This window comes from Paludibaculum fermentans (assembly GCF_015277775.1).
GTDB classification, from domain to species: Bacteria; Acidobacteriota; Terriglobia; order Bryobacterales; family Bryobacteraceae; genus Paludibaculum; species Paludibaculum fermentans.
The window spans coordinates 2,314,483-2,336,851 of the sequence record NZ_CP063849.1; the positions used below are offsets into that span (position 1 = coordinate 2,314,483).

14 protein-coding genes are annotated in these 22,369 nt (G+C 62.5%); 12 read left to right on the forward strand and 2 right to left on the reverse strand.

Translation table 11 applies throughout. The features are described 5' to 3' along the window. Positions 1–101: 101 nt before the first annotated feature. Positions 102–1,061, reverse strand: coding sequence for a DUF72 domain-containing protein (locus IRI77_RS09195; protein ID WP_228486655.1), 960 nt, complete (start codon positions 1,059–1,061; stop codon positions 102–104). A gap of 87 nt (positions 1,062–1,148) precedes the next feature. Between IRI77_RS09195 and IRI77_RS09200 the strand changes: the two genes are divergently transcribed. The 12 genes from IRI77_RS09200 (at position 1,149) to IRI77_RS09255 (ending at position 20,272) form a co-directional block, all read left to right on the forward strand. After that, positions 1,149–4,130: a DUF1553 domain-containing protein gene (locus IRI77_RS09200; protein ID WP_194451777.1), complete on the forward strand. Its 2,982-nt coding sequence runs from the start codon at positions 1,149–1,151 to the stop codon at positions 4,128–4,130. Positions 4,131–4,138: 8 nt separating this feature from the next. Further along, positions 4,139–5,530: a DUF1501 domain-containing protein gene (locus tag IRI77_RS09205; RefSeq protein ID WP_194451778.1), complete on the forward strand. Its 1,392-nt coding sequence runs from the start codon at positions 4,139–4,141 to the stop codon at positions 5,528–5,530. A gap of 75 nt (positions 5,531–5,605) precedes the next feature. Next, the gene (locus tag IRI77_RS09210) at positions 5,606–6,922 is read left to right on the forward strand and encodes a helix-turn-helix domain-containing protein (RefSeq protein ID WP_194451779.1); all 1,317 of its coding nucleotides are present in this window, start codon (positions 5,606–5,608) and stop codon (positions 6,920–6,922) included. 155 nt (positions 6,923–7,077) lie between these two features. Next, positions 7,078–10,455 carry a TonB-dependent receptor gene (locus IRI77_RS09215; RefSeq protein ID WP_228486656.1) on the forward strand — a complete coding sequence of 1,126 codons (3,378 nt, stop codon included), beginning with the start codon at positions 7,078–7,080 and terminating at the stop codon, positions 10,453–10,455. A gap of 223 nt (positions 10,456–10,678) precedes the next feature. Beyond that, positions 10,679–12,190 carry a DUF5060 domain-containing protein gene (locus tag IRI77_RS09220; protein WP_194451780.1) on the forward strand — a complete coding sequence of 504 codons (1,512 nt, stop codon included), beginning with the start codon at positions 10,679–10,681 and terminating at the stop codon, positions 12,188–12,190. Between the two features lie 195 nt (positions 12,191–12,385). After that, entirely contained in the window at positions 12,386–13,381 is a 996-nt protein-coding gene (locus IRI77_RS09225; protein ID WP_194451781.1) for an MBL fold metallo-hydrolase, read from the forward strand. A 9-nt stretch (positions 13,382–13,390) separates the two neighbouring features. Beyond that, positions 13,391–14,350 (forward strand): MBL fold metallo-hydrolase, encoded by a 960-nt coding sequence (locus tag IRI77_RS09230; protein WP_194451782.1) that lies wholly within the window; start codon positions 13,391–13,393, stop codon positions 14,348–14,350. Positions 14,351–15,330: 980 nt separating this feature from the next. Further along, complete coding sequence (locus IRI77_RS09235; protein WP_194451783.1) at positions 15,331–16,515, forward strand: sensor histidine kinase; 1,185 nt, start codon at positions 15,331–15,333, stop codon at positions 16,513–16,515. Then, positions 16,490–17,257, forward strand: coding sequence for a LytR/AlgR family response regulator transcription factor (locus IRI77_RS09240; protein ID WP_194451784.1), 768 nt, complete (start codon positions 16,490–16,492; stop codon positions 17,255–17,257). Before IRI77_RS09235 ends, IRI77_RS09240 begins: the two co-directional genes overlap by 26 nt. Positions 17,258–17,341: 84 nt before the next feature. Beyond that, positions 17,342–18,241: an ABC transporter ATP-binding protein gene (locus IRI77_RS09245; protein WP_194453611.1), complete on the forward strand. Its 900-nt coding sequence runs from the start codon at positions 17,342–17,344 to the stop codon at positions 18,239–18,241. After that, the gene (locus IRI77_RS09250; RefSeq protein WP_194451785.1) at positions 18,238–19,038 is read left to right on the forward strand and encodes an ABC transporter permease; all 801 of its coding nucleotides are present in this window, start codon (positions 18,238–18,240) and stop codon (positions 19,036–19,038) included. Before IRI77_RS09245 ends, IRI77_RS09250 begins: the two co-directional genes overlap by 4 nt. Before the next feature lie 13 nt (positions 19,039–19,051). Further along, entirely contained in the window at positions 19,052–20,272 is a 1,221-nt protein-coding gene (locus tag IRI77_RS09255) for an acyltransferase family protein (protein ID WP_194451786.1), read from the forward strand. Positions 20,273–20,291: 19 nt separating this feature from the next. On the opposite strand, the gene IRI77_RS38330 is transcribed toward IRI77_RS09255, so the two are convergent. Beyond that, on the reverse strand, positions 20,292–22,358 hold the full coding sequence (locus tag IRI77_RS38330) for an alpha/beta hydrolase (protein WP_194451787.1): 2,067 nt from the start codon (positions 22,356–22,358) through the stop codon (positions 20,292–20,294). Positions 22,359–22,369 lie beyond the last annotated feature (11 nt).

Consider the following 22,369-nt stretch of genomic DNA (forward strand, 5'->3'; position numbering starts at 1 on the left):
TCCAGGCGTGCTGCCCGAAACAGGTAAAGCTGAGGTAAAGATGATGGGAAACTCAGCCTATCCACCAGCCACGGGGCGCCAAGGATGCGGCGGATGAATCCTTAGACAGCGTCCAGGCCGGCCACCTCGGCGATCGTCCCCGGCGCGTTGCCTTCCAGCCGGTTGTTCACAAAGAGAAAGGCCAGTTGGTGCTTGTTGCGCGCGCGTTCCAGAATCTCCTTCAAACCCTCCCGGGCGGGCGGGTTGGGCTCCTGGATCTCCTTGTAGGGCTGGAACTTCTCCACTGCCTGCGCATATGCGCGGCCGTGCCGCAGCAAGGCTCTGGCGACCACGAAATCGGCCGTGAAGGAGCCTGGGGTGGAGAGCTGTTCGGGCAGCTCCGGCATGCGGGTCCACGAGTTGTAGACGTGGGCCACATTACAGTTTCTTAAGACCCGGAAATACTGTTCATCCAGGAACTCTTTATTCCGAATCTCGACGGAATAGCGCCACCCGGACGGCAGTTGCTCCAGGAAAGCACCCAGGTCGGCCGCGAACGCCTCCACCCCGTCATAGTGCCGTTTGGGCAAGGTCCCAAACTCGAAGATCAGGGTGCCGATGCGCTGCCGGTAAGGCTCCAACGCCCGCAGAAAGGCGTTCTGGAAGAGGTCTGCATTCAGGAACGATTCGTTCAGTAACCCGCCGCGAGCTCCATAACGTAGATGCGTCGGCCACTCCCTGACTGTGATCTCCTCGGGCACTTTGAATGCGAACTGGAGGCTGGGGGGCGCCGCCGCGAAGAGCTTCTGCCAGTAATCTGTGGATGGGAACTGGTAGAACGAGAAGTCACCACAGACAGCCGGGAAAACTTCGGCGTATTCGGTCAGGCACTCGGTCTCGAACTTCTTCTGCGAGAAGCGGCCGCGCGTGAAGTAGCGCTCCGGCGTATAGACCTGGCCCAACCAACCCGGGTACTTCCAGGAACTGGTGCCGAAGTACACGCCCTCCGCCGCCAACGCGCGCAACCGGGCGCCGAGCCGGTCGCGGAAGGCCGGTTCCGCTGGAAAGAGCGACAGGTTCACTGTGAACAATCCCTCATTCGATATACTGTGGCAGAATTGCGATCGTCTGGGGGACGTGTGTCTGGGCGCCTGTTCTGTATCCTGCTTATGGCCGGCCTGCCGGCTTTCTGCGCAAACGTTTCCTTCAACCGGGACGTGCGGCCCATCCTGTCGGATCGCTGCTACACCTGTCATGGCCCGGATAGCGCGAGCCGCAAGAGCAAACTGCGCCTGGATAAGGAAGATAGCGCCCGCACGGCCTTGACCTCCGGTGACCCCGCCCATAGCGAGATCTACCTTCGCGTCACTTCACCAAACAAAGCCAAACGCATGCCCCCGGCCTACCTGGGCCACCAGCCGCTGTCGGCTCGTGAGATCGAGATCCTGCGTCGATGGATTGAAGAAGGTGCGAAGTTTGAGCCGCACTGGTCGCTGGTGCCGCCGCAGAAGGCGGCCGTTCCCGCACTGAAGCGGCAAGATTGGGCCCACAACGAAATCGATCGCTGGATCCTGGCCCGGCTGGAGCAGGAGGGCCTTCAGCCTTCGCCGCGAGCGAACAAAGCCACCCTCCTGCGGCGGGTGTCGTTTGATCTCACCGGCTTGCCGCCGACGCCGCAGGAAGTGGACTCGTTCGTCAACGATTCGGCACCGAATGCCTATGAGAAGGTAGTGGATCGCCTGCTTGCGTCGCCGCGCTACGCCGAGCGCATGGCAATCCGCTGGCTGGAAGCAGCGCGGTATGCCGATTCGAACGGCTACCAGTCGGATGGTCCCAGGGACATGTGGCGCTGGCGCGACTGGGTGATCGACGCCTTCCGGAACAACATGCCGTTTGACCAGTTTACGGTCGAGCAACTGGCTGGTGACCTGCTGCCGGGCGCCACGGTTTCGCAGCGCGTCGCGACGGCCTTCAACCGCAACCACAGCACGTCGGCCGAAGGCGGGATCGTCGATGAGGAGTTCCGCGTACAGTATGTGGCGGACCGGACTGAGACGACCTCCACTGTCTGGCTGGGCATGACCGTCGGCTGCGCCCGCTGCCACGACCATAAGTACGACCCCATTCTCCAGAAGGACTACTACCAGCTTTTCGCGTACTTCAACAACGTTCCGGAACGCGGCTTCGTGTACAACTTCGGCAATGAAGAGCCGTATATGAAGGCTCCGCTCCCTGACCAGCAGGGGAAGTTGGATGACTTTGCTAAACGAATCGAAGCCGCCAAGGTCCGGGTCGGGTCAATGGAGCCGGCATCGCGGGTCGCCCAGCAGAAGTGGGAGCGGCTGGCCGCCAGGGAAGACGAGGACTGGACGCCGACGTCCGGTATGACCCTGCGGGTCTTTGACGAAGAGCACTTCGACGGGAAGAAGCAGACGGAGGTCGGGAACAAGGTCGCAGGTTTCAACTTCCACGATCCGTACACATTCGCGGCGTGGATCAAACCCGAAGCGCCGGACGGGGCCGTGTTGTCGCGCGGCGAAGATTACCTGGAAGGCACCGGTCATTTTGTCCATCTGATGGGCGGAAAACTGCGGTTCCATGCCACGTTCCGGTGGACCGATTTGGCGATGCGGGTCGAGACCGTCGAGTCGGTGAAGCTGAACGAGTGGCAGCATATCGCGGTGACTTACGACGGAAGCATGCATGCCTCCCGCGTCAAGATTTACGTCAATGGAGTTCCGCAGAAGCTGAAGATCCTCTTCGACCAGCCCATCTGGCCGCTGGAGACCAAGCAACCGTTCCGCATCGGTGGCGGTGGCGGACTCCGGTTCAAAGGCTCGATCCGGGACGTTCGTGTCTACAATGTGGCGCTGAGCGAGGAGGAAGCCGCGGTTCTCCCGATGCCGGACTCGGTTTCACAGATTGCCGCCATGCCTGCTGCCCGCCGCACGAAAGCGCAGGGCGACAAACTGCACTTCTGTTTCCTGGAGCGCCATGCGCCAGAGGAGTTCACCACGACCCGGAAGGCCCTCGCCGCCCTCGAAATCGAGCAGGCTCAGTACCTTGCCAAAGTCCCGACGGTGATGGTGATGAAGGAGCGCGACACCCCGCGCGAGTCGTTCCTGCTGAAGCGCGGAGCATATGATGCCCACGGGGAAACGGTGTCGCCGGACGTTCCTGGAGTCCTGCCGCGCCCGAAGCCGGAGTGGCCGAAGAACCGGCTGGGCCTGGCGAAATGGCTGGTGGACCGCGGCAATCCATTGACGGCGCGGGTCACGGTGAATCGCTACTGGCAGATGTTGTTTGGTACCGGACTAGTGAAGACTGTGGAGGACTTCGGATCCCAGGGCGAATGGCCCATGCATCCCGAGTTGCTCGACTGGCTGGCGGTCGAGTTCATGGATAGCGGCTGGGATGTGAAACACATCCTCAAAACGATGGTGATGAGCGCTGCGTATCAGCAGGATTCCAAGGTGACTCCTGACTTGCAGCAGCGGGATCCGGAGAACCGGCTGCTGGCGCGGGGTCCGCGGTTCCGGCTGGCTCCGGAGATGATCCGGGACCAGGCTCTGTCGGTGTCTGGCCTGCTGGTCGAGAAAGTCGGCGGCCCGTCGGTGAAACCGTACCAACCAGAGGGGTTATGGCAGGAGTTGCAGGGCGGCAGCGGGTACAAAGCCGATGAAGGCGAAGGATTGTGGCGGCGCAGCATTTACACGTACTGGCGGCGGACGGTACCGGCTCCGGGCATGATCACGTTCGATTCGCCGACCCGCGAAACCTGCGTGGTGCGTGAGACGAGGACCAACACGCCCTTGCAGGCGTTGGACTTGATGAACGACGTGCTCTATCTGGAGGCTTCCCGCAAGTTGGCGGAGCGGGTGCTCCACGAGGCGGCCGAGCCGAAAGCCCGGATCGACGAAGCGTTCCGGTTGGTGTTGGGACGGAGCCCGAAGGCTCGGGAAGACGCGTACATCAGTTCGGCGCTGCTGCGGTTCTCCAGCTACTATTCGGCGCACCCCGGCGAAGCCGAGAAGTACCTGAAACAGGGCAAAGCGCCCGTCGACAACGCCTTACCGGCGGAAACCCTGGCGGCCTACACCGCCGTGGCCAGCCTGTTGTTCAATCTGGACGAGGCGATTACGAAGGAGTGATCCGGACGATGACCCGACGCCAACTACTACAACGGATTCCGGGTGCGCTGGGTACGGCGGCGCTGTCCCATCTGCTGAAAGCCGAGGGACTTACCGGACTCCCGCATCACAAACCCACGGCCAAGCGAGTCATCTACCTGTTCCAGAGCGGCGGTCCGTCGCAGATGGAAACGTTCGACTATAAGCCGCGGCTGGTCGAGTTCCAGAACAAGGACCTGCCGGAGTCGGTGCGCCAGGGGCAGCGTTTGACGACAATGTCTGCTTCGCAGTCCAGCTTCCCCATTGTGCCGTCCAAGTTCTCGTTTGCGAAGCACGGGCAGTCCGGCGCGCTGGTGAGCGAGTTGCTGCCCAAGACCGCGGGCATTGCGGACAAACTCACCTTTGTGAAGTCAATGTTTACCGAGCAGATCAACCACGATCCGGCGGTGACTTACTTCCAGACGGGATTCCAGATCGCCGGCCGGCCGAGCATGGGATCGTGGGTTTCCTACGGGTTGGGCGCCGAGACCAAGGACTTACCGGCCTTCGTCGTCATGATTTCACCCGGGTCGAACGGGACCGGCCAGCCGTTGTACGACCGGTTGTGGGGCAGCGGCTTCCTGCCAACGCGGTACCAGGGCGTCAAGTTTCGGTCGGTGGGCGATCCGGTGCTGTACCTGACCAGCCCCGATGGCTTCCCGGAGGAGAACCGCCACACCTACCTGGAAACGCTCAACAGCATGAACCGGCTGAAGTTGGAGGAGACCGGAGATCCCGAGATCTCGACCAGGATTGCGCAGTACGAGATGGCGTTCCGGATGCAGACTTCCGTGCCGGAGCTGACCGACCTGTCGAAGGAATCCTCTACCGTCCTGGACAGCTACGGTCCGGACGCCCGCAAGCCCGGAACATTCGCCTACAACTGCCTGATGGCCCGGCGGTTGGCGGAACGCGGCGTGCGCTTTATCCAGCTTTACCATCGGGATTGGGATCATCACGGCGGGCTGCCAGCGGGTATGCCCAAGATGTGCAATCAAACCGACCAGCCCTCCGCGGCCCTGATCCAGGATCTGGAGCAGCGCGGGATGCTGGACGACACGCTGGTGATCTGGGGCGGCGAATTCGGCCGTACGGTGTACTGCCAGGGCCGGCTCACCAAGGACGACTACGGCCGGGATCACCATCCGCGTTGTTTCACCGTCTGGCTGGCCGGCGGCGGCGTGAAACCGGGCATCACCTGGGGCGCTACGGACGATTACGGGTACAACATCACGGAGAATCCGGTGCACGTCCATGACCTGCAGGCGACGATCCTGCACTGCCTGGGGATTGACCATAAGCGGCTGACCTACCAGTTCCAGGGACGGCACTTCCGGCTGACCGACGTTGGTGGAAACGTGGTCAAGGATCTCCTGGCTTAGGCGGACGGGCCGCAATGGGCGGTCCGGGGTACTGCTAGAATTGTCCGGTACCTCTCCCCAGGAGAGCGGAGCCGGATGGCTGGCGAGACACCTTTGCACCTTCGAGAACCGGGCCCAGACCCGGAAACCCAGCGGCAACTCATCGCCCGGATCCTGGCCAGCAAACCCTTCAAGCGGTCTCAGCGCCAACGGGAGCTCCTGGAATTCCTTTGCCGTCAGGCATTTGAGGGCGAAACAAAGGACGTTCACGAACAGGCGATAGGGGTTGCCGTATTCGGCCGGCGGCCCGACTACGACACCAGCCAGGACAATATTGTCCGGGTGCATGTGTCGGAACTGCGCAAGAAACTGGAGGAGTACTTCAAGCAGGAAGGGGCCGACGAGCCGTGGCTGCTGGAAATTCCGCGCGGCAACTACGCTCCGCTGATGACGCCACGGATTGCGCCCGTAGCGGAGGCTGTCCTGGCCGCGGAAACGGAACCCCCTCCGGTAGATGTGCCGCGTTCGGGCGTCCAACTGGCGGCGATCGCCCTGTTGTCCGTTGCCTGCGCCGGACTGTTCCTCTGGAACCTACAGTTGAGGCAGCAGGCCAAGGCGCCGCCATCCGGCCTCAACCCTTTGTGGCAGCAGATGTTCACGGCCAACCGGGAGACCGACATCGTGGTGGCCGATTCCTGCCTGAGCTTCTATACGGACATGGTGAAGCATCCGGTAGGCTTGCAGGATTACCTCAGCCGGAAATACCTGCTGGAGGACCTGTCGAAGGAGCGCGACCCAGAACGGCGCAAGTCGCTGGAGATGCTGATGGGACGGCGCTACACGAGTTATGCCGACGTGCAGGCCGTGCAGTACATCGCCCAACTGGCCACCATTCACGGCGGCAGCGTGAACGTCCACTTCGCGCGGGACTATCCCACACGGAGGCTGCAAACCTCGAACCTGGTCCTGGTGGGCAGCAAGCGGGCCAACCTGTGGGCCGAACTGTTCGACGACCAGCTCAATTTCCAGGTGGAGTATGAGCAGGCGACCGGCGGTAACGTGGTCGTTAACAGGAAGCCCCTCGCCGGTGAACGGCCGGTTTACTCCATCCTGACCCGGGATGCGGACGTTCGGGATTCGTTGGCGGTGGTCGCCTTCGTGCCCAATCTGCAGAACACGGGCGAGGTGCTACTTCTGGCGGGAACCGGGATGTCAGGCACCGAGGCGGCGATCGACGCGGTGGTATCCCGGAGCGGGTTTGAGAGGCTGCTGGCAGCGCTGCCCGCCAGCGCGCCGGGACGGGTTCCGCACTTCGAAGCCCTGATCCGGTCGCATGCCGTTGGGGGCGCCGCACAGACCTTCGAGGTGCTGGCCGCCCGTTTGATACAGCCTGCCGCCAAGTCACGCAATTGAGTGTAAACAAACCTGTTGTCCGTCCGGCTTACAGTAAACCTAACTGTAAATTCACTTGAGTGGACTGTCGGGTTAGATCAGACTCAATCCCACTGGAATGCTGGGGCCTCTTGATAAACCAAGCGGTCGCCGTTTGTACTGGAAACCCGTCCGCTATGTCCCTGACGACACAACACAAGGTGGGTGTTATGAATGTTCTTTCCCTGATGCAGACCTGCAGTCACGCCCGCACGCGGGCCGCCCTGTTGCTGGTCCCTCTGGTCCTATCAACCGGCTTCGGCCTGCCTTGCCTGGCACAGCAGGTGACGGCTACGGTGGTCGGCACGGTCAGCGATGCGACCGGGGCGACTGTACCCGGAGCCACGATCACCGCCACCAGCCTTTCCACGAACTCGGTTCGTGAGGCGACTTCGGACGCGTCGGGCTCGTACACCCTGGCCTTCCTGCAGGCTGGCGATTACTCGGTGAACGTGACCGCCAAGGGGTTCCAGGGCCAGAAGGTGAGCCAGATCACTTTGCAGATTCAGCAGACGGCTCGTCTCGACTTCACTTTGAAGGTTGGCGATGTCGCCGAGACGATCAATGTGGAAGCGTCCGCGGCATCGTTGCAGACGGAAAACTCCACCGTGGGCACGGTGATTGATTCGGGCAAGATCGTCGAACTCCCACTGAACGGCCGGAACTTCGTGCAACTGGCGCAGTTGATTCCGGGTGTCCAGGCTGGTACGCCGGGTTCGATCACAGTGCGGCGCGGCCGGGGGTCGATCGGCGCACAGGACTCCCCATTTGGTTCGACGGGGATGTCGGCGAACGGCAGCCGCGATACGGCTAACCGGTATTTCCTGGATGGCGTCGAGTTCATGGATTACGACGCCATGACTTACGCGTTCAGCCCGTCGGTGGATGCGCTGGCTGAATTCAAGGTGGAAACCAGCACCTACTCTGCTGAAGCCGGCGGCGCTCCTGGCGGCCAGGTGAGCATCGTGACCAAGCGCGGGGGCAACGCGTTCAAGGGGACGTTGTGGGAGTTCAACCGCAATGACGCGCTGACGCAGTCGTATGACGCAATTGCCGGAGTGAGTGCGACGCCCGCACGGTTGAACCGCAATCAGTATGGCGGCAACATCGGCGGTCCTATCTGGATCCCCAAGGTCTACAAGGGGAAGGACAAGACCTTCTTCTTCTTTAACTGGGAAGCCGGGAAACTGGCGCAGGGCGCGGCGGCGGCCTATCGCATCGTGCCCACGAACGCTCAACGCAATGGCGACCTGAGCGGGCTGGTGAATGCGCGCACTGGTGCGCCAATCGTTCTCAGCGATCCGATGGGGGTGGGGATTGTGAACAACCAGATTCCGAAGTCGGCCTTGAGCCCCCAGGCGCAGGCGTTCCTGGCCTTCCAGCCGACCGCCAACACGCAGAACGGGGTGTTCAATTTCCTCTCGACACCAGCCAGCGCCGTGTCCACGCAGGACACTTATACCGCCCGCGTCGATCACAACCTGACGTCGCGGGACGTGATCTCGGCGCGCTATGTCTTCAACGACACGTACGAAGCGGGTGTGCCCTTCTGGGGTCATGACGAACGCAACAACCTGGGCCGCACCCAGAATCTGGCGCTCTCGTATACACGGACCTTCACACCGGTGCTGATCAACGAATTCCGGGCCGGCTGGCACAAGTTCAGCGAAACGGAGATCTTCGGCACGACCAATGATGCGGGCTACGACGTGGTGGGCAAGATGGGCCTGCCGCTGGTATCGCGGCTGCCGAAGGAGTTCGGGCCGCCCACGATCAGCATCAGCGGCGCCGACGGCAGCTTCAGCATGTACGACCTGCAGCGTCAGATCGGTCCGCGCGACCGGTCGAACAGCTTCATCCCGTTCACCGATACGCTGTCGTGGCAGCATGGCCGCCACTTCATCAAGTTCGGCGCGGAGTTGGACCGCCGGCTGGTGACCTTCGAGCAGGCACGCGCGCCGCGCGGCTCGTTCACCTTTGATGGCACGTATACGGGCAGCGCGCTGGCGGACTTCCTGCTGGGCTACATCCGCAGCGACAGCATCAATCCGGCGCACACCTCCACCGACCTGAAGAACTTCTGGCAGGCCTATTACGTCAACGACGACTGGAAGGCGACACCGAACCTCACCCTGAACCTGGGCGTGCGGTACGACTACTTCCAACCGTACAAACAGTCCGACGACAAGATGGTGAACGTGGAGCAGAACGGGTTCATCGTGGCGGGCCTGACGACGCCGCAGACCTCGGCCTACGGACGCGGGCTGATCGCGCCGGACCGTAACAACATCGGCCCGCGCGCCGGATTCGCCTATCGCCCGAAGTTCACAAACGATGCGGTGATCCGCGGCGGGTATGGCATCTACTACACGCCCCAGATCTCCAATGCGATCTTCGCCATGGCGGAAGGCGCGCAGGCCACGGCCGGCGCCACCATCACTGGAAACATCACCGGCAAGCCGAATGTGTTCTTCAACGATCCTTTCGCCGGTGCGGTTACCTCCGGAGCCCTGAATTTCGCGGTGAGCAACGACCAGAACCTGCGGGACAGCTACATCCAGCAGTGGAACTTCAACATCCAGAAGAAGCTGATCGGCGACTTCGTCCTGGATGCCGGATATGTGGGGTCGAAGGGGACACGGCTGATCGTGACCTTCCAGGATCTCAACCGGCCGCTGCAGATTGTGGATCCGCGGACGGCGGGCCTGGCGTCGTTGAATGCCCGGCGGCCCAATCAGGCCTACCAGCGAAGTGTACGCTCTGACAAATCGATTGGAAACTCCATCTATCATGCCCTGCAGCTGAAGGGCGAACGGCGCATGAGGAATGGGGTGACTTTCCTGGCTGCCTACACGTACTCTAAGTCCATCTCGGGTCCGCTGGACATCGGAGGCCAGGTGGGCGGCGGGTCGTTCATCGGCGACGTGCAGGACATCTTCAACCTGCGGGCGGAGCGGGCGGTGTCGGGTTTTGATGTGACCCAGCGTTTCGTGCAGACGCTGATCTACGACATTCCGTTCTTCAAGCACTCCAGCGGGGCCAAGAAGCTGCTGCTGGACGGCTGGCAGGCGTCGACCATCATGACTGCGCAATCGGGCTTCCCTGCCCCGATCACGTTCGGTGTGGATACGACGGGCACAGGCATCGGCTCGCGGCCCGACCTGACGGGCCAGGTGGCGAACCTGGCAGGAGACCAGCGTACCTGGAAGCGCTGGTTCAACGTCGATGCCTTCGCGCAGGCGCCGTACGGACGGTTCGGGACCTCTCCGCGCACTAACGCGGTGCGGCTGCCCGGCATGTGGAACTTCGACTTCTCGGTGAACAAGAGCTTCCGTTTCGCTGAGACGCGCAGTGTGGAATTCCGCACCGAGGTCTTCAACCTGTTTAACCAGTACAACCCGGATCCGAGCACGGTGGACCTGAACATCCGCTCGGCCACATTCGGCACGGTTGGCGGCGGTGTGCGCGGCATCACAACGCGGGTGATTCAGTTGGGCGCCAAGTTGTACTTCTGAGCTCTGATAGCCGGTGTCTTCCGGCACGCAGGGGGCAAGGGCCGGCGACCTCGAGTAGGGGTGCCGGCCCTTTCGTTTGTGGCCTGGAGTGGAAATCGCGCGGGAGGAGGGTGGAGAGCTTGACCTGCGAGGCGGGTGTTGATAGGCTGCTTGAGCATATCAAGCACGTAATGCATAAATATGCATTACGCGCCTAACGCCTGTAGCCATGAGGCCTTTGACCATGTCGAACAAGAACCTATCCCTCTCGCGGCGCGACCTTTCCACCGCTCTGCTTGGACTGACTACGGCTGCGGCCGTGCAAGCCCAGGGAGGCAGCAAAGTGGAGCGCTGGGGCATCTTTGCATCTGCATGGAGCGGGCCATCCAGCGGCAATCCCTTCAAAGACGTTCAACTACAAGCGAAGTTCAGCCTGGGCCATCGCACGGTGGAGGTGAACGGGTTCTACGACGGGAATGGCCAGTACCGCGTCAGGTTCATGCCCGACACGCTGGGGCAATGGAGTTTCACCACCAGCAGCAATGTCGCGGCGTTGGACGGCAAGTCGGGAGGCTTCACGTGCGGTGCGCCCTCGGGCGGAAATCATGGTCCGGTGGGTGTGAGCCACACCTGGCACTTTGCGTATGCGGACGGCACTCCGTACCGGCCGGTGGGCACTACCTGCTACGCCTGGAGCCACCAGACCGACGCGCTGGAAGAACAGACGCTGGCTACGCTGCGCACGGGTCCGTTCAACAAGATGCGCATGTGCATCTTCCCGAAAGATTACGTCTACAACAAGAACGAGCCGCCGTTCTACCCCTTCCCGCGAGAGGGGGATCGAAACGATTTCGACCGTTTTGTGCCGGAGTATTTCCAGCACCAGGAGAAGCGGATCGCGCAGTTGATGGCGATGGGGATCGAGGCGGACCTGATCCTGTTCCATCCTTACGATCGCTGGGGCTACAAGGTGATGCCGCCCGAGGTGGACGATGCCTACCTGCGGTATCTGGTGGCGCGACTGGCGGCGTACCGGAACGTCTGGTGGTCGATGGCGAATGAGTGGGACTTTGTGAAGGAGAAGAAGCTGTCCGACTGGGACCGTTACTTCCAGATCGTGCAGCAGAATGACCCGCACCAGCATCTGCGCTCGATCCACAACGGCTCGGTGCTCTATGACCACGGCAAACCCTGGGTGACGCACACGTCGATCCAGGGCGATGAGTTCGGGAAGACCGAGGAGTGGCTGCGGGCGTACAAGAAACCTGTGATCTTCGACGAGTGCAAGTATGAGGGGAACATTCCCAGACGGTGGGGAAATATTTCGGGTCTGGAGATGGTGCGGCGCTTCTGGCTGGCGACCGTCAGTGGGGCTTACGGCGGACATGGCGAGACCTTCCTGAATCCGGAGGAAGTCTTGTGGTGGTCGAAGGGAGGAGTGCTGCACGGCGAGAGCCCGCAGCGGCTTGCCTTCCTGCGCAAGATCCTGGAGGAGGGTCCGGCGGAAGGACTGAATCCGCTGCCGAATCAGAAGTACCCCTGCGCGGCGCGCGAGAACGAATACTACCTGTTCTTCTACGACCTGCATCAACCGGCGGAGATGGATTATGACCTGCCCGAGAAGGTGAGCCTGCGGGCGGAGATCATCGATCCGTGGACGATGACGATCACAGCCGTGCCGGGTGTCCACCGCGGCAAGTTTGTGTTGAAACTGCCGGGCAGGCCGTATCAGGCGGTCCGTTTCCGCAAGGTGTGAACACCTAGCGGATCTGACCTGTCGTGGGGCCTTCTCGGCTTGTTCGCGAACCGTGTCTTGCAAGGATCCGGGTCCCGGACGGGCTCGTGCTATCATTGCCCATTCGGTCCACTGATAGACCGTCAAATCCGCCTCCACGCTGAACCCCGACTGCCCCGTCGCGTGATACCCCAGTTCTCCTTCTGAGAGGTCAACATGCGACTCGTGCGGCTTTCGCTCGCGCTGGCCCTGGCTGTGTCTTCCGCCAGGGCGATGGATCACAACTACCAGACGGCGGGACCGGCGCCGGGCAGTATTCGCTTCAAGTGGATCTCCGGGTCGATCTGCGCGGCGACGAACCGGGATCCACGCATCCAGATCATCACTTATAACGAAGACACCTACCTGCTGCGGGAGAACATCGCGATCCACTATGACGCTCCGTTCACCTACCTGCTGATGGGCAACGAGGGGGCTCTGCTGATCGACACCGGCGCGACGCCCGACGCGGAGTATTATCCGCTGCGGTCGACCGTGGACGCGATTCTCAAACGCTGGGGGGATCTGAGAGGCAAGCAGAACATCCCGCTGACTGTCGTGCTGACTTCGCCCGAGTATCTGTCCCAGAATCAGGGCTACCAGCAGTTCCTGAAGCGGCCGAATACGAAACTGGTGCCGTTGGACCTGGCCGGCATGAAGGCGTTCTACGGCTTGAGTGACTCCTGGCCTGCGGGCACCGGGCGCATCGACCTGGGCGGAAGGGTGATCGCTGTCATTCCGACTCCGGGCGCACACAAAGACGGTGTCACCTTCTATGACGCTTACAACGGCTTCCTGCACACGGGCCACTTCCTGTTCCCCGGCCGCATCATGATCTCGAATGACAAGGACTATGTCGAATCGATAGGGCGGTTGCAGGCGTTCGCGAAGGAGCACCCGGTGAAGTGGGTGATGGGCGGCCAGATCGACATGAAGTTCCTCCCCGGTGTGGAGTACATGCGGCTGATCCGCTACAAACCGGACGAGCGGGTGCTGCAGATGGACGCTTCCTTGATTGACGAGGCCATGGCGACCGCGACGCGGCTGCTTGGGAAGGCCGAGGTCGCCGTGCGTCCGGACTTTGTGATGCGGAACCGTGTCGGCCCGGATGAACGTCCGGCCAGCCGGCCCAAGGATCTGCCGCGCATCCCCGATATGCCCCGCCTGCGCTAAGGACCCGACATGAAACCGCTGCTGCTGCTTTGCCTCCTCTCCGCGGCCTATGCCGCCCAGCCTGCCTTGCCGCGCAGGATCGACTTCACGTCAAACCTGCCGGCCAAAGGGACATTTCCCGAGAAGTGGATTCACGGCTCGAAGTCGCTGCTGGACAATCACGATCCGCCGGTGCAGGTGCACTGGTTCAACGAACACACAGTGGTCCTGCGGGAGAACAAGGCCTACAACTACGAGGCCGCGTTCATGTACCTCTACTTCGGCAACGACCGGGCGATCCTGCTGGACCAGGGCTCGACGGCACTGCGCTCCGAGTGGCCGCTGCGCGATGTGGTGGACGGGGTGGTGGCGCAGTGGTGCAAGCGCAATGGGCGGAAGGACATTCCGCTGGTGCTGGCATTCAGCCACCTGCATGGGGACCACTGGGCCGCGCAGAACCAGTTCGCCGACCGGCCGAATACGCGCATCATGGGCCTGACGCACGAGGAGATGGTGGGCTTCTGGGGGATGACGAAGTATCCCGAAGAGCGCGTCGAGTTCGACCTGGGCGGCAGGAAGCTGCTGATCTGGGGGAGTCCGGGCCATGTAGAGGACGAGTTCGCCTACTACGACTCCTACACGCAGATCCTGTTCACCGGAGACATGTTCTATCGGGGGTACTGCTACATCACGTTCTGGGACCACTGGATGGAGAGCATGGCGCGCCTGATGCGCTTTGCCGACACGCACCCGATCGCCTATGTTGTGGGCTGTCATGTGGAGATGAAGAAGACCGGCGAGTTCTTCACGTACGGAACGACCTACCAGCCGGACGAGGCGCCGGTTCAGATGGATGTGGCGATGCTGCGGCGTACGTATGAGTTCGCGAAGAAGATCAAGAAGCCGGGCGTGTACTTCACGGGCGATGTCTATCTCTGCAATCAGACGAGGATGACCAGCACGCTGGATGTGAACCCGTACGTGTACTGACGGGCTGCCGGCGAGCGCCTTCGAGGGGCAGCTTGCCGTTGAGCTATTGGACAGTGGGGACGTCCGAATTTCGGGGGTCACGTACTCCTCAAACTGGCGATGGCAAGCCGTGTGGCCCGATGTCCGGGTTCCACGAACGAGAAGGACCTCTCACCTATCGGTGCGCAAATTTTCGCCACAGATAAACACAGATGCACACAGATTGCCAGAAGGAGGGAGTAACGGGAGAGGCCGGGTAGCCTCGAAGGCTGCCCCAATCTCGGTCCTTCTAAACCAGCCTCCCATCCGTGTGTATCTGTGTCCATCTGTGGCCCCAATGCCCGGGTTCCACGAACGAGAAGAATCTCTCACCTATCGGAGCCCAAATCTTCGCCACAGATGCACACAGATGCACACAGATTGCCAGAAGGAGGGAGTAACGGGAGAGGCCGGGTAGCCTCGAAGGCGGCTCCAATCCCGACCCTTCTAAACTCAGCCTCCCATCCGTGTGTATCTGTGTCCATCTGTGGCCCCAATGCCCGGGTTCCACGAACGAGAAGAACATCTCACCTACTGGAGCGGCGCAAATCTTCGCCACAGATAAACACAGATGCACACAGATTGCCAGAAGGAGGGAGTAACGGGAGAGGCCGGGTAACCTCGAAGGCGGCCTCAATCCCAGTCCTTCTAACTCAGCCTCCCATCCGTGTGTATCTGTGTCCATCTGTGGCCCACTATCAGAGTTCCTCGCGGAGCGCCCGAGAGGCCCTCCCCGTACACGCGCACCAGCGCCAGAGCCGGGCGGCCTCTCAGTTTTGGCCACAAATACGCAGATCGCCAGTAAGTAACTCCGGCATGGGCCGTGCGGGGTTCCCGTTCGTCACCCCTGGATACCGCTTGGTCACTCGTCCGGATGACCCGCATCGCGCGTGGGCTATCCTACGAGCTTAGGTAGATTCGGTTGTATCCAATCACATCCGGCAGTGCCGGAGAGGGCCCGTATGCTGGCGTCCATGTTAAAAATCACCGAGAATCGGACCCTTCGCCGCACCTTCGGCTACTTCCTCGCCTGGACGATTCTCGGCCTCTTCATGTTCAGCCAGGGCATCGTGCAGAGCCGCTTCTCCAACGACCCCTCGCCCTGGACTCATCACCTGACCGGCTGGATGGTGGGTGTCTATGTGTGGTTCCTGCTCACGCCAGGGATCCGCTGGCTGGGGCGCCGGTTTCCCCTGGAACGAAGGTATTGGCTGCGCCGGGCAATTCTCCACACCTCGATCGCCTTTGTTGTTGCATTGCTGCAATTGGCCACGGAGGCGGCCATCCTCCATTGGATCGGGGTCTTCCCGATGTACATGAAGACGTTCGAGGCGACGTTTTTCTTCCTGCTCATCATCGGATTTCACCAGGGTATTCTCACCTATTGGAGCGTACTGGCCCTGCAACAGGGGTTTGCCTGGTACCTGCGCTATGAGGAACGCAAACAGGAGGCGCTGCGCCTGGAATTGCGCTCGTCTCAACTGGAGCGGCAGTTGGTGCAGGCTCACCTGGGCGCGCTCAAGATGCAGTTGCAACCTCATTTCCTGTTCAACACTTTGAACGCGATTATGGTGCTGGTGCGGCAGGAGAAGGGCCGCGAGGCGGAGGAGATGCTGGGCCGGTTGAGCGACCTGCTGCGCTGCGTGCTGGATGATGTCGACACGCAGGAGATTCCGGTGCGCCGCGAGATGGAGTATCTGCAGCTCTACCTGTCGATCGAACAGGTCCGCTTCCAGGATCGCCTTCGCGTGGAGATCGCCGTTGCGCCCGAAGTGCTGGACGCGGCCGTGCCGCATATGATTCTGCAACCCATCGTTGAGAACGCGATCCGCCATGGCATTGGCCGCAGCTCCACCGCGGGCCGGCTGCAAATCAGCGCCTGTCTCGTGGCGGGCCGGTTGGAACTGAGGGTTCTGGATGACGGGCCGGGGCTGCTGCAGAACGCGCCGGCGCAGAGCAGGGGGATCGGGCTGGCGAACACGCGGGCGCGGCTGGAACAGTTGTACGGAACAGAAGCGCGGCTGATCGTGGAAGACGCTGAGGGTGGCGGCGTGCTGGCCACCATGCTGCTGCCGTGCCGCACACTTGCCATGGACCCTGGAACCGAGCGGATGGAGACAAATGCCCTTCACGGCTTTGCTGGTTGACGACGAGCCATTGGCGCGCGAGGGTCTCCGCATGCTGCTGGCGGAGGATCCCGAGATTTCGGAAGTGCTCGAGGCGAAGAACGGGCGCGAGGCCGTCGAAATCATTCGCCGGGCCAAACCGGACCTGGTCTTTCTCGATGTCCAGATGCCGGAGGTTGACGGATTCGGGGTAATTCATGAGATCGGTGTGGAATCGATGCCGGCCGTGGTCTTTGTCACAGCCCACGACGTGTATGCGATCCAGGCATTCGACATCAATGCCGTCGACTATCTGCTGAAACCCGTCACTCGGGAACGCTTCGTGAAGTCGTTGGCGCGCGCAAAAGAGCATCTCCGCGCCCGTCCTGCCGGAGAGGCCAGCCGCCAGATCCTGTCACTGCTGGAGACGATTGCAGCGCCCACCCGCACCGTGAAACGCCTGGCCGTCCGCACGGCAGGGAAGACGGTCTTCGTCGAGGTCGAGGATATCGACTGGTTCGAAGCGGCCGAGAATTATGTCCAACTGCATGCAGGCCGGGCCGAGCATCTGCTGCATGTGACCATGAACACGCTGGAGAAGTCGCTGGATCCCGAGCTCTTTCTGCGCATCCACCGCTCGATCATCGTGAACGTAAGGCGAATCAAGGAACTGCAGCCCGTGACGCACGGGGAGTATGTCATCACGCTGTCCAACGGGGTGCGGCTGCAATCGGGCCGCATGTATACCGAGCGCGTGAAGACCCTGGCCGCGAACCCGTTCTAGTTCCCCCGGCGGCAGTTCGCCACACCGTCTGTCCTGCTCGTCAAACAGTACTTCCTCTTCCGGGTAGCCTCCCGCAAACTCGGAATCGTGCAACAGCAACAGAACCTCGCTGAACTGTCGCGGGCCACGAAGCGCTTCGGCGCAATCACGGCCCTGGATAACCTCGACCTCGCCGTGGGCTCCGGCGAACTGCTTGCCCTGCTGGGCCCCAACGGAGCGGGCAAGACCACAGCCATCTCGCTGCTGCTCGGGCTGCAGCAGGCGGATGCGGGGACGGCCCGCCTCTTCGGCATGGCGCCGCATTGCCTGGACGCCCGGCGCCAGGTGGGGGTCATGATGCAGGAAGCCGCGCTCGCGCCCGAGTTGCGGACCCGCGAACAGATCGAGTTGATCGCGAGTTACTATCCCGCGCCCATGGACGTAGAGGAAACCCTCCGGGTGACCGGCACGCTGCCGATCGCCAAGCGGCCATACTCCGTGCTGTCCGGCGGCCAGAAGCGGCAGGTCCAGTTTGCGCTTGCCGTGGTGGGCCGGCCGAGGCTGATCTTCCTGGACGAACCCACCGTGGGGTTGGATCTGCAGGCTCGCGAAATGGTGTGGGCTACCGTGCGCAGACTGGTGGACGGAGGCTGCTCGATTGTCCTTACGACGCATTATCTGGAGGAAGCCGAGGCGCTGGCGGACCGCGTGGCCGTGCTCTCCAAGGGCCGCCTCATCGCGGCCGGTTCCCTGAGTGAGATCCGGGCGCTGGTCGTGCGCAAGCGTATTACCTGCCGGACCTGCCTGACACCGCAGGAGGTTTCCGGCTGGCCGGATGTGCAGACCGTGAACCAGGACCAGCGCGGGCTCCACATCACCGCCAGCAATACCGAGAATGTGGTGCGGCGCCTGTTGGACGCGGATCCGGACCTGCAGGATCTGGAAGTGCAGCGCGCCGGACTGGCTGAGGCCTTCAATGAACTCACACGGGAGGACGTGCAATGAACACCGCAATGACCCAACCGGCCGCCGCCGCAGCCATGCCGGGCCACGCCATGCCGGCCAGCCGCGTTCTGCGCGCCTACGCCATGGAGGCGAAGTATGAGACTCTCCGCATGCTGCGCGCTCCGGCCTTCGCCGGACCGTTCCTGCTGCTGCCCGTGGTGTTGTATCTGCTGTTTGCCGTGCTGTTGTTCGGCGCTGATATCGGCAAGGATCCCAGGGGCGCGCTGCTGACGTTCATGGGCTTCTCGGTCCTTGGAGTAATGGGACCGGGCCTGTTCGGCTTCGGCATCAGCGTAGCCATGGAACGCGAGCAGGGGCTGCTGAAGCTGAAGCGCGCGCTGCCCATGCCCGCGGCCGCATCCCTCGTCGCGAAGCTCCTGATGTCGATGGTATTCGTGGCGATTGTCATGGCGAGCATGGCGGCCGCCGCACCGTTCGGCCACCTGCGGCTGACCGCCACACAACTATTGAGCCTGACTTTCGTCAACGTATTAGGTGCCCTGCCCTTCTGCGCGATGGGTTTCCTGGTCGGCTGTGTGAGTTCGGGCAAAGCCGCGCCGGCGTTCGTGAATTTGTTCTACCTGCCGATGATCTACCTTTCCGCGATCCTGTTGCCGCTGCCGAAATCGCTGCAGTGGATCGCCCTGCTGTCCCCCGCATTTCACCTTGACCAGTTGGGCCTCGCCGCTATGGGCGAAGCCAGCCATGGTTCGCCCGCAATCCATGTACTGGTGCTCGCGGGCGTCACCATCGTATTCACGGCGCTGGCGCAATACCGCCTGGCGCGCATCGGCTAAGGAGCCAATCCCTATGACCCCTACCGCATACAAACCTGGAATGCCCATGCAAACGGCGCCCCCGGCCACCACTTACAACAACGCCATCGGCTATCTGCGAGCCGTGCTGGTGGTCATGGTGGTGGCCCATCATGCCGCACTCGCCTATCACCCCTACGCGCCGCCGATCAACGCCACGCTGGCGGTGGAGCCGCGCTGGTGGCAGGCCTTCCCCGTAGTCGACGCGCAGCGTTGGAGCGGCGCCCTGCTGCTGGTCGGCTTCAACGACATATTCTTCATGTCGCTGATGTTCTTCCTCTCCGGACTCTTCGTCTGGCAGGGGCTGAAGTCAAAAGGCACTTCGGCATTCCTGCGCGACCGCGCGCTGAGGCTGGGCATTCCGTTCGTCGTCGCTGCCGCGATTCTCGCGCCGCTCGCTTACTACCCAGCCTACCTGCAGTTGGCCGCGCACTCCGGCTTCGACGGCTTCTGGAACCAGTGGCTCTCGCTGGGCCAGTGGCCCGCCGGCCCGGCCTGGTTCATCTGGGTGCTGCTCGCGTTTGATGCGATCGCGGCGCTGCTGTACACGTGGAAACCCAAGTGGGGTGAAACCCTCGCAGCCAGGCTGCCCGGCGCCCCTGGACGGCCGCTGGTTGCCTTCCTTGCGCTGGCCGCCATCACCGCGCTGGTTTACATCCCGCTGGCAATCGCCTTCAACCCCATGCGCTGGAGCGCCTTTGGACCCTTCACCTTCCAGACCAGCCGCATCCTGCACTACTTCACTTACTTCGTCGCCGGCATCGGCGTGGGAGCCCTGGGCCTGGAGAACGGCCTGATCTCCGCAAGTGGAAATCTGGCCCGCCGCTGGGGACGCTGGGTGACCGCCGGGCTCGCCGCCTTCGTCATCGCCGCCGTACTCACGATTGTGGCCACCACCAACCCGGCCGTGCAGGGTTGGACCGCCGCCGCGCACGCGGGCTTCGTGGTCTCCTGCGCGGCCATCAGCTTCGCGTTCCTCGCAGTCTTCCTGCGGTTCGCCAACCGGAAGTCAGCCTCGCTGGACAGCCTGCGGCGCAACTCCTACGGGATCTACCTGCTGCACTATGCGTTCGTGAGCTGGCTGCAATATGCGCTGCTGCCCGCAGGCATGCCGGGTCTCGCGAAGTTTGCGATCGCGTTCCTGGGCGCTGTCGCGCTCAGTTGGATGACGTCGGCGGCACTCCGCCGCATCCCCGCTGTCGCGCGAATTGTCTAGTACCCGCTGGGGAGCGGATTCAGTCTTCGATCCGGATCCGCTCCTTCGCGTTGCTGTAGTGGGCCACGGCCGGTGCAAACTCCCGCTCCACTTCAGCCCGGCCGAGTGGTGCGCCCAGGGCATTCCGCAACGACTGCAGGCGCAACTCCCGAGGCGCAATCGCCAGCGCCAGGTCCGGCAGATCGAACTCGCTCAGCACGCCCGGCACGACACTGCTGATGCGATCCTTGTGGAGCTTCGCTCGGGCCAGGGTCATGAACGAAGCCATCATTTCCTTGACTGTGACGGACGCAATCCGCGGCTCCAGCGCAGCCGCATACAGCGCGATCATCCCGCCATCCCGCACGCCCACCACGCCGATATTCGCCGCATCGATGCCCGGCCGCGTCCGCAGCCACTCGTATGAGCGCAGTAGCTCGAATGTCTGGATCCCCGGCAACGGGCGGCCAATCAGCATCGCGCGCTGGGCCAGTTGCCAATCGCCCGAGTACCCGCTCGCTCCAACCGGTGGAGCGCTCTCGCCCCACCCACTCAAGTCCACCGCCAGCACCGCCGTCTTCTTCACCACCAGTTGCTCAATCTCGCTCGACGACGCCGACTTCCCACGCGAGTCAACCAAGATCACCGCCGGCCGCTTCCCTGCCCCCGCCGGCTCGAACAGCACCGCCGGCACATGCAGGCCCGGTTGCGCCTCCAGCAGCAGCTTCGTGACCTTCCCATCCGCCTCGCTGGAAGAAGCCACGTCCGTAACCGCCGGCGCGCCGCTGCGAGCGGGAATATTCAGAACCTGGGTGAGGGCCGCCCGCAATGCCGCTGGATTCGACCCGCGCAGCACCGATCGCGCCGCAAATTGCTGCTCCGCCCTGCGCAGATTGATCGACTGCACCGTCTCTCCGCCCAGCGAGGTCGCCAACTGCCCCGTCTTCGTCGTGTTGAGCGTGGCCTCCTCTTCCGGCTTGATCTCGGGCTCCGCGCCGTCATCGTCCCGGCCCTGCAGCCACTTCGTCAACCAGCGGTAAGTCGCCTCACGCCGTGGCTTACTCCAACCGTGCGGATCGTCATATTCGAAATAGCCCGCGTGTACCTCGGCATCCGCCAGGCTGAACACCTTCTTCGTCTCGGCGAAGGTCGCGCGTCCACCAGCGATGGGAAAGAAATCCTTGATGCCCGTCAGCATCGTCACGGGTTTCGGCGCAAACGCCAGCATGAAATCACCGAAGTCGTATCCGGCGCTGAGGAACCCCGGGAAGTCCTGCTCGGCGTCCTGCGGACCAGGCGTCGTCCACAGTTGCTCCCAGCCGGTCATGTAGCAGGAGATGACGGAGGCCGCCAGCCGCGGCTCCACCACAGAGAGGTAAGCCGATTGCGTTCCGCCTCCGGAATTGCCCGCCACCCCAATCTTCTGCCCGTCGACATCCGGGCGTGTCAGCAGGTAGTCGAAGGCCCGGATCCCGTCCCACGCTTCGTACAGCGCAAATGTCGACCCGGTGAGCAGACACTGCGTGCCCGCCATGTCGTGCTGCCGTGTACCAATCGACACGATCGACTTGCCGAGTGTCTTGTCGAAGTACTCGCTCCGTTCCCCCTGCCCAGGCGGGTCGAAAGCAAGTACCAGGAACCCGCGCCTCACCAGGCCAATCCAGGCGTATTGATATGTCGAGATCGCCTTGCCGGAGAGGCTGTGCCCAGCCGTGCCCAGCACCGCCGGGTACGGCGGCTTTGCGTTCGTCGGGACATACACATTGGCGGTCACATAGAACCCGGGCAGGCTCTCGAAGATGAGATGTTCCACGCGATAGCCGTCGCGCGCAAAGCCGCCGGTGATCTTCGCATTGAGGGGAGTCTTTGCCGGGAAGCCGCCCATGGCCTTCGTCAGCCAGGATCGAAATTCCTGCTGCCGCTTCTCCAGATCCCTGGCGTTTCGGAGCCCCGCAATGGTGGTATGGCGCGCGGTCCAGTGGGTGGCCGCCTCGCGTGTGAGGTAATCGGCCAGCTCCTGGGAGAGCCGGCCGTCCTCGGCAACCTTCAGGTCGGCGGCCGTGGACAGCGCGGCCGCCGCAATCAGAATGGACAAGAGTCTTCGCAAGGGATTCTCCC